Source organism: Pedobacter sp. ASV12 (assembly GCF_016429155.1).
GTDB lineage: Bacteria > Bacteroidota > Bacteroidia > Sphingobacteriales > Sphingobacteriaceae > Pedobacter.
Genome location: NZ_JAELUC010000057.1, coordinates 1 through 14032, shown reverse-complemented (window position 1 = coordinate 14032; position 14032 = coordinate 1). Strand labels below are relative to the sequence as shown.

General features: G+C 44.3%; 15 protein-coding genes. 4 read left to right on the top strand and 11 right to left on the bottom strand.

What is annotated here, in order from left to right; translation table 11 throughout:
- Positions 1-28: 28 nt before the first annotated feature.
- Positions 29-382 (top strand): four helix bundle protein, encoded by a 354-nt coding sequence (locus JHD69_RS13465; RefSeq protein ID WP_199140864.1) that lies wholly within the window; start codon positions 29-31, stop codon positions 380-382.
- Positions 383-490: 108 nt separating this feature from the next.
- Entirely contained in the window at positions 491-1378 is an 888-nt protein-coding gene (locus JHD69_RS13460; protein ID WP_199140863.1) for a flavin reductase family protein, read from the top strand.
- Positions 1379-1396: 18 nt separating this feature from the next.
- Here the strand turns inward: JHD69_RS13460 and JHD69_RS13455 are convergent, their stop codons facing one another.
- From JHD69_RS13455 to JHD69_RS13420, 8 genes are all read right to left on the bottom strand, one after another.
- Entirely contained in the window at positions 1397-1810 is a 414-nt protein-coding gene (locus tag JHD69_RS13455; RefSeq protein ID WP_199140862.1) for a DUF1801 domain-containing protein, read from the bottom strand.
- Positions 1811-1853: 43 nt separating this feature from the next.
- Positions 1854-2387 (bottom strand): C40 family peptidase, encoded by a 534-nt coding sequence (locus JHD69_RS13450; RefSeq protein ID WP_199140861.1) that lies wholly within the window; start codon positions 2385-2387, stop codon positions 1854-1856.
- A gap of 126 nt (positions 2388-2513) precedes the next feature.
- Entirely contained in the window at positions 2514-2885 is a 372-nt protein-coding gene (locus tag JHD69_RS13445; RefSeq protein WP_199140860.1) for a DUF4870 domain-containing protein, read from the bottom strand.
- 67 nt (positions 2886-2952) lie between these two features.
- Positions 2953-3654 carry an SDR family oxidoreductase gene (locus JHD69_RS13440; RefSeq protein ID WP_199140859.1) on the bottom strand — a complete coding sequence of 234 codons (702 nt, stop codon included), beginning with the start codon at positions 3652-3654 and terminating at the stop codon, positions 2953-2955.
- A gap of 137 nt (positions 3655-3791) precedes the next feature.
- Complete coding sequence (locus JHD69_RS13435; RefSeq protein ID WP_199140858.1) at positions 3792-5573, bottom strand: aromatic amino acid hydroxylase; 1782 nt, start codon at positions 5571-5573, stop codon at positions 3792-3794.
- A gap of 208 nt (positions 5574-5781) precedes the next feature.
- The gene (locus tag JHD69_RS13430) at positions 5782-6270 is read right to left on the bottom strand and encodes a GtrA family protein (RefSeq protein ID WP_199140857.1); all 489 of its coding nucleotides are present in this window, start codon (positions 6268-6270) and stop codon (positions 5782-5784) included.
- 1 nt (position 6271) lies between these two features.
- A complete protein-coding gene (locus tag JHD69_RS13425) occupies positions 6272-8200 on the bottom strand; it encodes an LTA synthase family protein (protein ID WP_199140856.1) in 1929 nt (642 codons plus the stop codon).
- Positions 8201-8261: 61 nt separating this feature from the next.
- Positions 8262-9344 (bottom strand): calcium:proton antiporter, encoded by a 1083-nt coding sequence (locus JHD69_RS13420; protein ID WP_199140855.1) that lies wholly within the window; start codon positions 9342-9344, stop codon positions 8262-8264.
- Positions 9345-9507: 163 nt separating this feature from the next.
- Between JHD69_RS13420 and JHD69_RS13415 the strand changes: the two genes are divergently transcribed.
- Both JHD69_RS13415 and arsC read left to right on the top strand, forming a co-directional pair.
- The gene (locus tag JHD69_RS13415) at positions 9508-10704 is read left to right on the top strand and encodes a C40 family peptidase (protein ID WP_199140854.1); all 1197 of its coding nucleotides are present in this window, start codon (positions 9508-9510) and stop codon (positions 10702-10704) included.
- 2 nt (positions 10705-10706) lie between these two features.
- Positions 10707-11048, top strand: a complete 342-nt coding sequence (gene arsC / locus JHD69_RS13410; protein ID WP_199140853.1) for an arsenate reductase (glutaredoxin) — start codon at positions 10707-10709, stop codon at positions 11046-11048.
- Between the two features lie 2 nt (positions 11049-11050).
- Here the strand turns inward: arsC and JHD69_RS13405 are convergent, their stop codons facing one another.
- The 3 genes from JHD69_RS13405 to JHD69_RS13395 all read right to left on the bottom strand — a co-directional run bounded on the left by JHD69_RS13405 (position 11051) and on the right by JHD69_RS13395 (position 13927).
- Positions 11051-11749, bottom strand: a complete 699-nt coding sequence (locus tag JHD69_RS13405; protein WP_199140852.1) for a hypothetical protein — start codon at positions 11747-11749, stop codon at positions 11051-11053.
- A gap of 253 nt (positions 11750-12002) precedes the next feature.
- Positions 12003-12896 (bottom strand): DUF6252 family protein, encoded by an 894-nt coding sequence (locus JHD69_RS13400; protein ID WP_199140851.1) that lies wholly within the window; start codon positions 12894-12896, stop codon positions 12003-12005.
- A gap of 119 nt (positions 12897-13015) precedes the next feature.
- Positions 13016-13927, bottom strand: a complete 912-nt coding sequence (locus JHD69_RS13395; protein WP_199140850.1) for a gliding motility-associated C-terminal domain-containing protein — start codon at positions 13925-13927, stop codon at positions 13016-13018.
- Positions 13928-14032: the final 105 nt, after the last annotated feature.

Below are 14032 nucleotides of genomic sequence, written 5' to 3'. Positions count from 1 at the left end.
TGTTATGGTGTTTGAAAGGAGGTGAGGCATGGGTAAGATTGAAAGATTTGAAGATCTTGAAATTTGGCAAATAGCTAAGAAAATCGCAGTTGATACCTATTGGATTTCGGATTTTGAACCCATTAAATCAGATTTCGGCTTAAAAGACCAATTAAGAAGAGTCGCAATGTCAATGTCTGATAATGTTGCCGAAGGCTTTGAGTATAACAACAACCCAGACTTTATCCGTTTTCTTATCTATGCAAAAGGCTCTTCGGGCGAGTTTCGAAATAAAATCATTGTTTTAAAAGAAACAAGCAAATTAAGCGAAGAGCACTACATAGCTTTATATAAGATGAGTATCGAGTTCCTTCAAAAACCAAACGGTTTATTGATTATTTGAAAAATTTTGAAGCCACCAAAAAATCAAAAAACAAAACACCAAAAATTAGCCTGTAAAACGTTCCAACCTTATAACTTTTAAACTCTCTAACTTTCCAACCCTTTTAAAATGCTTACCCTAAACACCGCCGATCTTTCGCCAGTACAATTACAGAACTATCTGCAATATGCCATCGCGCCGAGGCCAATCTGTTTTGCTTCAACAGTTGATGCCGATGGGCAGGTTAACCTCAGTCCGTTTAGCTTTTTCAACCTGTTTGGCAGCAATCCGCCAATGTGTGTCTTCTCGCCGGCACGCCGGGTTCGCGACAATACCACAAAACATACCTTAGAAAACGTCCTGCAGGTAAAGGAATGTGTCATCAACATTGTAAACTATGCGATGGTGCAGCAAACCAGTTTGGCCAGTACCGAATATGCCAAAGGCGTAAACGAATTTGAGAAAGCGGGTTTCGGCATGCTCGAATCACTTACGGTAAAGCCACCAAGAGTGGCCGAGGCTCCGGTACAGTTAGAGTGTGTGGTGAAGGAAGTGATTGCGCTGGGCGACCAGCATGGTGCCGGTAACCTGGTGCTGGCCGAAATCAAGGTCATCCATATCAAAGAAGAGATTTTAGATGCCGATGGCAAAATAGACCAGGCCAAAATAGATTTGGTGGCCCGCTTGGGTGGCGACTGGTATTGCAGGGTAACGGCCGAAAACCTTTTTAAAGTGGCTAAACCACTTACAACTTTGGGCATCGGTGTAGATGCTTTGCCGGTATCGGTCAGAAATTCCAGGGTTTTAACAGGCAACGACCTGGGCATGCTGGGTAATGTAGAACAGTTGCCAAGCGGTGAAGAAATAGACGGTATGCGTTGGAATACTGCCGTAAAGGATATTTTGGATGCCACCATAGGCGATGCCAATAACCGCGAACGCGAGCTGCATGAGTTGGCACATCAGCTGCTGGCTCTTGGCCAGGTCCAAGATGCGTTAAAAGTAGTGCTGCTTTAACAATTGGCTCAATACTGATTAGCTGTCTTTCAGGTTGTTATACGATTCTTCGCAAAGCTTTTTAAGTACGTCGATATCGACATCAGAAAGCCTATTGATGTAGAGGCAGCCCTTTCCGGTTTTATGCTTGCCTAAATTGGCCAGGAGCGCCGACTTGGTTTCGGCCTTGCAACCCAAAATGTACAAACTGATGTTCTGTTTGCGTGGCGAAAAGCCCATCATGAACCAATCGTTGGTTCGTCCATTGTCGTATTTGTACAGGTAGTCGCCTACGCCAATAATGGCCGGCCCCCACATCTTTGCCTTTTGTCCGGTTACCTCTTCCATAAGCTCGCAAATAACCTTACAGTCGTTTTGCTTTACGGTATCGGTAATTTGGGACAAAAAATCTGCTACCGGTTGTGCGGTTGCCTTGGTTTTAATTGTGGCCATGATGGCTTGAAGTTAAGGAAAAAGTGGCGAATTGCAAAGGCAATTACATGATGCTTACGGCCTTGACGAAACGGCCTTTGTAGTAGTTGTCGAAATCGGTAATGGTTACCCCATTGGCCTTTCCGGAGGTAGAGTGGATGAATTTGATGTTGCCTTCATCGTCAATAGAATAAATGATGCCTACATGGCCAATCCTTTTCGATTTATGGCTGGTGCCGGTAAAGATGAGTACATCGCCAACTTTTGCTTCCGATAATTTAACCGGAACACCGGTTGAAGCGAATTCTGGAGAGGAACGGGGCACCTTGAAGCCAAAATTTCCAAAAACGTAACTTACAAAACCAGAACAGTCAAAGCCCCTATTCGGATTGCTGGAGGCATACCTGTAAGGAACGCCGATCATGGATTTGGCAAAATCGAGCAGGCTATTGGCTTTAGAAGTTGCCACTTTTGGGAGGTTGCCCAGGATTTTTTCCATCATTTTTTGATACTGCGCCGGTAAAGAAACATTATCCTGCGCTTTGCTGCTTAAGGCAAAAACAAATAGGAAGCAAAAAATGAATAGGAATTTCTTCATAAATCGCTTCAAAGATAGAAAAAAAATATAAATAGGGTAAGGTGTTGAAAACTTGTGGCTTAGTGCAAAAAAAAAATCCTGCCCCTTAAACTTAAAGGCAGGATTGGTTAGGTTAAGTCCTCAAATTTAAATGCTCGAGAACATGCTTTGTGCTTTTTCTCCGATAAACGGGATTGGTTTTTTCTGGCCTTGTATGGCACCAATCAGTCCAATAAGCCAAAGTATGGCCAAGGCAATCCACAGTACATTCAGCAAATAGACTAGAAAGACAAGCCCGGTTGTAATGATGATGGGTACCAAGACGATAGAAAGTAGGATGTACAGAACGGTTGACACGATCGCAAATAATAGGGTTTGCCTTAAATGATAGCGGGCCAAATCTGTTTCTTTGTCTTTGTACAACGCAAAATAGGCAATTAGCCAGCCAATAATAGACAGATAGCTGACGATTGCTGCCGCTTTGCCGTCGTCGGCTGCAGAGAAGTTGGGTGTTTCCATATAGTTTTTAGTTTTAGTTCTTTGGCAGGAACAAAACTAATGCCAAGTATGGGCATGCTTTTGAATACTAGGGTGTTGTAACAGCTACGGGCAATACCTTTCCATTGAAGAATTTATGTCCGGTTTTAGCAAAATCGGCGACGTATTTGCCCATTTCGAAAGCCATTACCGGACTTTCGTAGCCAGGAAAGGCTGCTTCGAGCATTTCGGTTTGCGCCGAACCCAAGGCCAAGCAATTGACCTTGATGCCCGTATTGGCCAATTCAAAAGCCAAACATTCGCTCAAGGTATGCAAAGCGGCCTTGCTGGCCGAATAGGCCGCCAGTCCCGGAAACTTGACACTGCCCTGAAAACCACCCATGCTGCCAATGTTTACAATGTGCGCACCGCTTCCCATAAAACCTAAAGTATAGCGGATCATTTTAAAGTGGCTCATTACATTATGTTCGAGCATGGTAGCCATGTCTTCTGCCGTGGTTTCTAAAAAAGGCTTGTTAATCAGGCTCCCGGCATTGTTAATCAGGATGTCGACCGTTCCTAAACGTTCTTTGATAAAAGGAACAAGTGCGGCATAATCGTCATTTACCAAATCGAAAGCCACGGGCAGCAAAGTGCAGTCGGGATTGATGCCTGTCGCAATTTCGTGCAGCTTGCGCAGCTTGTCGGCCGAGCGTGCAATACACAAGATCTTGTTTTTGCTGTCTAATGCAAATTCGAGGGCGGTTTCAAAGCCTATGCCGCTGCTGGCGCCTGTAATGATAACGTTCATGCTTTAGGGTTGGAGGGGTTGTAACGTTGGAATGTTTTAGGGTTTGTTCAATTGCTAATGGAGTAGCTTTTAAAGTTAGGTATACTTGCGAAGTTTAAAAAACTTCGCAAGTGTTTTTTCGAATGGATTTGCGGGAGTTATTCTTCTGTAATTAATTGGGTAACCGGATTGGCAATGACGTGCATACCATCGTTAATCAGCTTGCTGAGCTCGGTTTCGGTAGCGGCTTTCATTTCGAGGTAAACCCGCAGTTCCTTTTCCAGTTGGGCATCCAGTTGCTTATGGTAAACGATCTCCAAAATCTCCAACGCGCAAAGCCAATCGCTTCTGTGCTTGGTTTTCAGTTCCTCGAAAATTTCAGGCAATTGGGCATAACCACTTTGTTTTTCCCTCACCTCGCGCACTTTTTGGTATAAATTGTGCAGTTGCTGGGTTGCGTCGTCGTATTGGGTTTTGTGCGTTTGTTCCTTGCTTACGAAAGTAATTTCTTCGTAGGCATCCTTATCGGCCGCACCATTAAACACAGAAACTACTTTTTCGCCAACGGCCATGTCGTAGGTGCCCCATGCTGGGCTAAACAGCACATTGCCATTGCTTTCTTTTACCGTGCAGTCTTCAAAGGCAATCAATATGGTTTTATCGCCCTTACGGATGATGTTTTTAACGAGACCGTTTACCGTAATGCCACTTTCGAAAGTCAGTTCGGCTCTTTGGTCTTCGGCAATGCCCAAATTTGCCAATGCTTCAAGGCTATGGTCTTCCAAAGCTTTGCTGCTTCCTTTTAAGCGGCCAACGGGCGAAGAAAATCCGTCTTTATGGTAATCTTTGCCATGTCCATCCAACTGCTTGCCGTTAAAGGCGAGTGCCGAAGGACCGGTGGTTTTAACAAAGGTCAGCTCATCGGCTTGGTCGAGGCCCAAATCTGTAAAAATGCCCGTCACCTGTAGTCCAGAGCTGTAAACTGCAGTACTCGGGTTTTTGCACTCGATGGCTTTCAGGATGCTTTCCGAACCGCCTCGCCTAAAGGCCATGGTATCGGCAAAAGCCTCCAAAACATCGATCAGGTTTTGGAAAGTAGGCGTTACGAAAAGCTGTGGCTGCGGTTTGGTAATGTCGTACTGGTAATTTACGGTGTCTAGGTTGTACCAGAGCTTGGCTACATCGGGTTTCATGCACGAAGCACTTTCGCCGATAGACGAGAGCAGACCTGCGCCATAAATTTTAGGTTCTTCTAAAGTGCCAATCAGCCCGTATTCTACTGTCCACCAGTGTAAACGGCCCAATAAAGCCATTTCTGAGGGTTCGCCCATGTTATCGGCAATATGTCTCAGGTTTTTTTCGGCGAGGGCAATTTCTTCTTCGTTGGCATCTACGGCTTCCTTCAAAATAGAAAGCTTGCGTATGGCTTCGTAAAGTTCAAAATCCTTGCTCGAAAACATGGCTTTGGCTCCAATCGAACCAAAATAGCTGAGGTAGTTGTTGTAATCGGTGTCGGCTATAATGGGGGCGTGACCGGCACTTTCGTGGATAATGTCTGGTGCTGGCGTATATTCGATATGGTTGATCTGGCGGATATCGGCGGCGATCACCAATACGCGATAAGCTTGGTACTCCATAAAGGCGGCAGGCGGAATAAAACCATCTACGGTTACCGCACCCCAGCCAATTTTGCCCAGGTTGTCGTTCATGGTTTGCAGGTTCGGGATGTATTCGATGCTCAACCCGGCGCGCTGCAGGCCCTTGATGTAAGGATAATAAGCCACATGTTTGAGATAGCTATAGTTCTGGCGCATTACATAACGCCAAACCGCTTGGTCTATCGGCGTGTATTTTTCGTAATGTTGCTCAACAATAAATTGTCGGAGGTGCTTCGGCAGTTTAGCTACTTGCGGATTGTTAAAATCATTAAAATCGCTCATTTTTCATGTGGATTGTGGGAATTAGGCTAAAATAGCGGGTTCGGGCTAGTAATCCAAAAAAGAATGCGCTTTTACGGTAAGATGATGGGTATAGCGTATTGCGTTGGGAGCTGGATGGCGGAAGGAAGGAGGGCTTAAAACTTTATCTCTCATTCACTCATCCAATCATTCCCTCATTCAATTATTCAATCATTCTTTCATTCCTTCATTATTGTTTTTTAACCCGGAATGAGAAATGTTTTTGCGAGAAATAGCTGAAGATGATCAAAATCATCGTTGTAATTATCTTCGCAACACTGCCATAAAAGCCAAAACCTTGTACCATTATTTTGATCAAGGCCAAATTAAGCAGGAAATTGGTTGCTACAACCGTGCCATACCTGAATAATTGGATGCGTCCCTTTAGATTAGATTGGGTAAATACCAGGTATTTGTTAAGCGTAAATCCAACCATAAAGGTAATTGGTGTTTCTACCATTAAAGCCGCCGTTTCTGCCGTAATGACCTTAGGCAAATAGTCGAAGTCAAGTACTAAATCTCTTTGGTGGAATACCCAATTATAAGCAATGTAAAACACCACGATACCCGTAGCTGCTGTAATGCCTCCAGATGCCATGTACCTGAACGTGTGCAAGCTGAACCATTTTTTAAAAGGGGGATAAAAGAAATCGATGATCATCAAGGCTCTTTTTCTCATCTTATTTGGCGGTTAATTGGTCTTTGATCATTCTGTTGTCGTATTGCTGGATAAAAGCCTTGAGGTATTTTTCCATGTTTTGCTGTATCTCGGGGCGTTGGTCAACCAAATTGGTTTTGTTGAGGCGGTCGTTTTTTAAATCGTACAGCGCCAGTGCCTTTTTGCCGTTGTGCATCATCAGGTAGTCGCCCAGGTAAAAGCTAAAGGTGCCGTCGTTGTTGTTCACTACAAAATTGTTTTTTTGCGGACTAAAGGCATCAAATCCGAAGGCGAAATACGGTTTGTCGTAGTTCAGGTAGTTGAGTACGGTAGGCATGATGTCTATCTGCTGGATCATTTTGTCGGTCCGGCCCTTTAAGTCGCCACCCGGATAATAGAATAAAATCGGGATGGAGAAATCGCCGGCAACAGTTTTGTATTCGGGCAGGTATGAAACCGTGGCATGGTCGGCGCAAAGCACAAACAGCGTATTTTTGAACCAAGGCATTTTTGATGCGGTGGCGAAGAACTTGCCGATAGCCATATCGGTATAGCCCATCGGTTCTTGCACTGGCAAAGGGCCTTTCGGAAATTTTCCTGCGTATTTTTCAGGCACTTTAAATGGGTGGTGCGAAGAAACAGAGAAAAAAGCCGTAAAGAAAGGTTGCTTAAAGGTATTGATGGTTTTGGCCATGTACTGCATAAAAGGTTCATCCCATATGCCCCAAATGCCATCAAAATCGGCGTCGTTGTTGTATTCGTTCTTGCCAAAATATTTTTTGATGCCCGCCAGGTTGGTATAGGCCGAAAAGCCCATCGAGCCGTTGGGTGCGCCATGGAAAAAAGCTGTTTCGTAGCCTTCGTCGCCCAACAGCTTGGCTATGCTGGTTGTTTTGTTGCTCGAGTAGGTAGAAAGCACAAAAGGCTCGCGTATGGACGGGATTCCCGAAATGATGGATGGCAGGGCGTCGATAGACTTGCGGCCATTGGCGTAGGTTCGGGTAGAAGTAAAGCTCTGCGCGGCCAAGCTGTCGATAAATGGCGTATAGCCTTTGTATTGGCCGTTGAGCAGGTCTTTGTTCAGGGCGCCGACATGTTCTTTGCCCAAGCTTTCGATGATGAGAAAAACCACATTCAGCTTGTTGAACGGCGCTTTGTGTTCGGGTTTGTGGATTGGATAGTAAAGGCTGTCAAGAGTTTGCTCGCTGTAATAGTAAACCGGTTTCAAATTAGCCGATTGAATGGTTTTCATGATGGTAAACGGCGTGTTGAGCACCAAACTCATATCGTTTGGCGATTTCACAAAATCGCCGGCATTGCTCAAGGTAATAGGGCGCGTGCTATGGCGCCAGCCACCCCGCATGCCAATTACGCAAAATCCCAAAATCAGGATAAAGGCCAGGGTTTGAGCAAGGTAAACCTGCCAGGTGAATTTTGGAGTTGCCTGTACCTTGATCCATTGGTAAAGTTTGATAAAACCGTAAATAAAGAGGATAAAAAAGATGAGCAGGTACCAATAGTCAATCAAAAAATCGAAGGTCAGCTTGAGCTTGTTCTGTTCGTTGCTAAACTGCGAAAATACACTCGTAGTTGTTCTCTTGAGGGTATATTTGTAATAAGCGAAATCTATAAAATTAGCCAATATGCCGATGCTGTTGCTCACCACGAAAAGCCATTGGCAAAAACGCTGGTAGCCGTTGCGGTAACGAAAGGGAAAAGGAATGGCCTGCAGTACGATGTAAAGCGAGTTGAGATAAAGCAGGGACGCGATATCGAATTTAAGCCCGCCTAGAAATACATAAGTCAGTTCGCCAAAGTCTAAATGATTAAACAACGACCGGTTGGTGAGATAAAAGCCCAGCCGGCAAAGCGAATACATGACCATTAACAACAGCAAACGGTAAATTAAGGCCAGGTAGATGGAAGTGGAACGGATATTTGTACGGCTCATTCAATTAAAAGCCGGCAATTTAGCTAATCAGAATGGTTTAAAAAAATAGTGTCTAATCGAATTAAGGTGCAATAGTAGTAAATAGGTAAGTGGCAAAAATAACCAACAGCACCACGCCTTGTAGCATATTGGTTTTGCCGGTAGCCAACGATAGCATAATGGTAAATAACGACAAGAGCAACAGCACGGTTGCTTTCATGTCTATACCCAGGGTTATGGTCATTCCGGTAAATAGGGCTACCATGGCAACTGCTGGTATGGTAAGTCCGATACTGGCCAAGGCCGAGCCCAGGGCCAGGTTTAGGCTGGTTTGCAACCTGTTTTTCCTGGCGGCCGCAAAGGCTGCCAAGCCTTCGGGTAAAAGTACCACCGCGGCAATAATTACACCTACCAACGATTTGGGGGCTCCAGCATTGATTACCGCTTTTTCAATGTCGGGTGCCAGGGCTTTCGCCAATAAAACCACAATCCCCAAACAAACCAATAATAAAAAGCCACTCAGCCATGCCGTTTTTGAGGTAGGCGGAGCAGCATGCTCATCTTCGTTTCCATCTGCTCCTGGTGGCAAAAAGAAATCGCGATGCCTAACTGTTTGGGTCAATACAAATGCGCCATAAATAACAAGAGATATAATGGCCACAAAGCCCAGCTGCACCTGGCTATAAACAGGGCCTGGCGTGCTGGTGGTGTAATTGGGCAAGATCAGTGTCAGTACGGTAATGGCAATTAAGGCTACCAAAGCCACACTCACGCCACTTAAGCTAAATTCCTGTTCCCTGTATTTGGCACCCCCAACCAATAAACAGATTCCGATCATGCCGGTCAAAATAATCATAGTGGCCGCTAAAACCGTGTCTCTTGCCAGGGCGGTCGTTTCGGGTCCGCCAGTAAGCATCAACGAAACAATCAGCGCTACTTCTATGGTGGTAATGGCCAAGGCCAGCAATAGCGTTCCGTAAGGTTCGCCAACCCTGTGGGCAACAACTTCGGCATGGTGTACCGCGGCTAAAACGCTACCGATTAGCAAAGCGGTTAAAATCACCACGTCAAAAATGCCCAATCCATTAATCGGGCTGATATAGGCAATCCAAGCCAGCACGGGCAAGGCGATGGTCCAAAAAGGGAGCGGTAGTTTTTTTAACATGCGAGTGATCTTCAGGGCTAAGGTACAGTAACTAATATAACATAATTTTTAAAGAAACTGTTTGCAGGATTAGCGCCAAAAGCAAGATGTAAATATTAAATTACCTTATCATTCGGATTAAAGAATCAAGTTTACGTAACTTAGTTGTTCAATTCACAAGCAGATGAAAAGCTTTTATACAGTACTATTTTTATGCCTGTATGGGACTGTAGCGGGTGCCCAAACAGATACCAGCACCTACAGAGCCAAAGCCGTTGAAATACAAAAACAATATGCGCCCGATAAGCGAGCCATCTATTTCAACCTGCAGCTTAAAGGCGATTCGGCAAAGCTGGAAAGCACTTCAAAAAAAGTATTGGACGAATTTGAGCGGGTAAGGCCACAGGCTTCATCGTTCAAGTTCAGTGCGGTACTCTTGCCCGCCAAAGAACTGAACGGTTTGGAATATGGTGTGGCCAACCTTTCGGTTTGCAACAACAGGGCGCATCCGCAAAATGCGGCAGAGCTCCTAACCCAAATGCTTTTGGGCACTCCTGTAAAGGTATTCAAGAAACAGGGAGGTTTCTATTTGGTGCAAACCCCCGATGGCTACTTGTCGTGGGTTGACGGCAGTGCTCTAGGCCTGATGGACAAAGCGCAGTTTGAAGCTTGGCAAAAGGCAAGCAAAATTGTTTTTGTGGCCGATTATGGCCATAGTTATAGCCAAGCCGATGTGAGCTCGAAAAGAGTATCTGATTTGGTAAGTGGTAATATCCTGCAATTGTTAGGGCAGGAGAAGGATTTTTACAAGGTAAGCTATCCCGATGGCCGGATAGCTTACCTGCCACAGGTTCAGGCCAAATTATACAATCAATGGATCAAACGGCCCAATCCAAATGCCGATGCCATTTTGGCAACCGCACAAACTTTGTTGGGCGTGCCTTACTTATGGGGCGGTACCTCTATCAAAGGAGTAGACTGTAGCGGCTTTACCAAAACGGCTTATTTTCTTAATGGGATCGTGATTCCGAGAGATGCTTCGCAACAGGCGCTGGTTGGTAATCCGGTTGATGTGCTCGAAAACGATAACATCAGCCTCACCAAATGCCTCAATAACCTACAGCCCGGAGATCTGCTGTTTTTCTCGGCGGCCAAGCGCAGGGGCGTTAACGGTGGCAGGGTTACCCATACGGCTATTTACATGGGCAATGGTCAGTTTATCCAGTCGGCAGGCATGGTTAAAATCAATAGCTTGGTGCCCACCGCGGCCGACTACGATGCACAGAGCAGTACTTTGGTGGGCGCACGCCGCTTGCTTAACGAAATCGGGAAGCCCGAAATTACCAGAATAGACCAACACGATTGGTACGGCAAAAACTAAAGATGATTACCATTTACCATAACAGCAGTTGCAGCAAGAGCAACGCCGCTTTAAAAGCCTTGGCCGAATGCGGAGAGCCTTTCGAAATCATCGAATATTTGAAAGATACGCCGAGTTTAGCCACACTACAGGAGGTTATAGAAAAGCTTGGGTGCAAGCCGCACGATCTGATCCGCACCAACGAAGCCGTTTACCTAGAAAACTATAAAGGCAAAAATCTGAGCGACGAAGAGTGGCTGCAGGTTATGCACGATAACCCGATATTGATCCAAAGGCCAATTATAGTTAATCAAGACAAAGCCGTGGTTGCCCGCTCCGAAGATTCGATCAAAGCCGCGCTCTAAAATTATTTGGCTTCCATAATGCGTTGCGCTTTAACGCCAACATCAAAAGGAAAAAAGATGTTTTTAAGGTTAAAGCTTATTTCGTCGTTTATATTGCTTGGCAAAGTCCATTTGCTCAGGTTGCTCACCATATTGTAGTCGATTATAGGTGGTGATGAAGGCACGATCCGCTTTAGCCTTATTTCTTTGGTTGTCTGTTCCTTGAATTGTAGCTGAGAAGGTATTTCATATTCAAACGCCGAAGGGATATTGGCAGTTACCATAAACTCGTAATCTCCTGTTACTGGCTTGGCAAAGCTGAAAATACCGATCTGCTTTAAGTTGGAAGCTTCAACGGTACTTATAATTCTAAGGTAAGCACCTGGCTTCATGGCATCTTTGTTGATTTCGAGCTTAACCTGACTAGGTTCTTTAATAACGGTATAGTTTTTTCCTTTTATTTTTTCGCTAATCACTTTGCCGTTTTCAACCGAAAACATCACGATATCAAGGTTAAATGATTTATTCTGTTCGCTTTTCTTGAAGCTGAGGGTTAAAGGTTCTTGTGTGCCGCAATAAACTAAATAGGCCAATTCGTTAGTTGCCGTAAATTTAAAAGGGTCTTCATCAACAATGGTGAAATTGCTGTTCTTGAAATATTTGAAATAGATATTGCCCCAAACTTTGTTCTTTTTGCTGTTAAAATCTTCTAAAGTAGGCACTGTTTTAACATCTAGGCTACTATTGGTTGAGCTGTAGTTTATAGCAACCAAGGCTTGGTATGTTGGACTTTGGGCTGCGCAATTGACTGATAAAAAAAGCAATGCAAACAAAAAGCTGCTTGCTAAAAGGAGGGAGCGAAAAATCTTCATATAAAGTTGATTAAATGGTTGAACGGAGATAAAACAAAATAACCAATCGTAACTGCCAACTAAAAATTGCAACTGAAATCGGCAATTGCCAACTGAAAATTGCCTACTGTTGCAATTTGGCCTCAAATTTCCCTTCGGTAAGCGTTACTTTGGTATTAAGGCTGCTATCCTCATTTGGCGCCACACATTCGAAAGTCCCTTTGATTACACCATTAATGTAGCTGTTCACCACTACTTTGCCACTTGTAGACAGGAAAGAGCCCGTTTGGCTCTGGTCTTGGTTGTAGCCCACCTGAGCCAAGTCATTCAGGGCGTAGGTACCAGGTCCGGTATAATCAAAAATGGCTATAGAGATGGTTTTTGTGCCATTGACGCCAGCAATACTGATGGTTTTGCCCAATGGTGTTTGTACCATGCCCGCGGCCGCTACAATAAATGATACTGGAGTGCCATCAACTTTGGTGCTTAGGTTTTTGTCGTTATCGCCAGGTGTCGGAGCGATTGGTGTTTCTAGCGATAGCTCAAACGAGCCTTCGGTTATCTCTTTGGTGGCATTTCCATCGATGTTGAAGCCACTAAATTCAAAAGTACCTTTAATCGTTTTGGCATTAGCACTGGTAATCTTAACATTGCCTTTCTCGGCTATAAAGTTGTTCGAAAAAGGGTTTTTGAAATCATTCACATAAGATGCCGTGTTTAGCGAACCCAAACTATAATCACCAACGCCGGTATAGTCTTGCAGGGCAATGGTAAAACCATCTGTAGCACCTTTGAAAGCCGAAATCTGGATAGTGGGGTTAGGAGTATTGTAAAGTTGCACGGTAGTTATGTTGCATTCTACCCAAACTCCGTTTACTTTGGCCTTAAAGAAGGCTGAAATTGTTTTCTTTGTGCCACCAGGCCCCGAACCTTCCGGAAAATCGATAGGTTTTTGGCAGGCGCTTAATCCAAGGGTTAATAAGCTTAAGAGTAAGATGATAGAGCGAAAATTTTTCATGTAGTTTTAAATGTACGTTGCGAAAATAAACAAAAAAGCCAATTTGTTATCTTTTCTTCTTTTTTGAGCGGAAAGGCATATTAGCAATAAAAATCTTTCGTCTGAACACTTAGCTAAAATTATAAAACGAGCAGGCTTCCTGAAAGCTGTCGACAGTTCTCTGACAACGAAATCATGTAATAGTAAACACCAGGTGGCAATTTACTTCCCCTATATTTTCCATCGAACTTTAGCGCCGATCCGGTGTATTCAAAGACCTTGGTGCCTAGTCGGTTGAATATTTTTACTTGGGCACGTGGGTATTTATCGAGCCCCGTAATTGACCACAAATCATTTACACCATCGCCATTTGGCGAGAAAGAACTGGGGATTTTAAGTTCTGCACCATTTAATTCTATATTGATTACACCTTTTGCGCTTTCGCAATCCCCTAAAAATTGCGTAACATAGAATGATGAATTGGTAGCTACGTCGATTTGAAATATGCCGTTTTTTTGTTCTGCGATCGGCTGTGTAGATTGTAAGGAAGCATACAGCCTGTAAGTTCCACCGCTTACTGCATTTTTTACGGCTATATTGACTTTAGTGGGCGCACAAATGCTGATAGGATCTACAAGGGGTGTTTCTAAAGACGACGATTGGTTTTGGATAACAACTTGCCATGTTTTTACTTCGCAGTTCAAGGCATCGGTTACCGAAAGCGTGTAGATGCCAGCCGGCAAATGGGAGAGGTTTGGCATGGTCCCGATTTGTTGCTGATCCTGATTTTTCCAATTGTACCGATAAGGGACTTGTCCCCCTGTAACTATAACATTGTCGATAGCGCCTACGCCTTGTCCACAAAGATCTGAACTGATATTGATGGCGCCCTCATTAATGGTTAGTGGTGCTATTCTGTTGATCGTAATCGATTTGTACAGCGCTTCGCAACCATTTTCGTCTTTTAAATAGAGTTTATATAGGCCTGCAACCAAATTGTTTATGGTAGTAGTTGTTCCAACCGTTTGATTGGTTTCGTTTACCCATTTCATTGAAGCAGGCACTATTCCTGAACCTAAGTTTATTGCTAATGAGCCATTGTTTTGGATGAATCGCAAGCGGTTTTTAAAGCCTCAGCCTGTCTCTTATACACATCT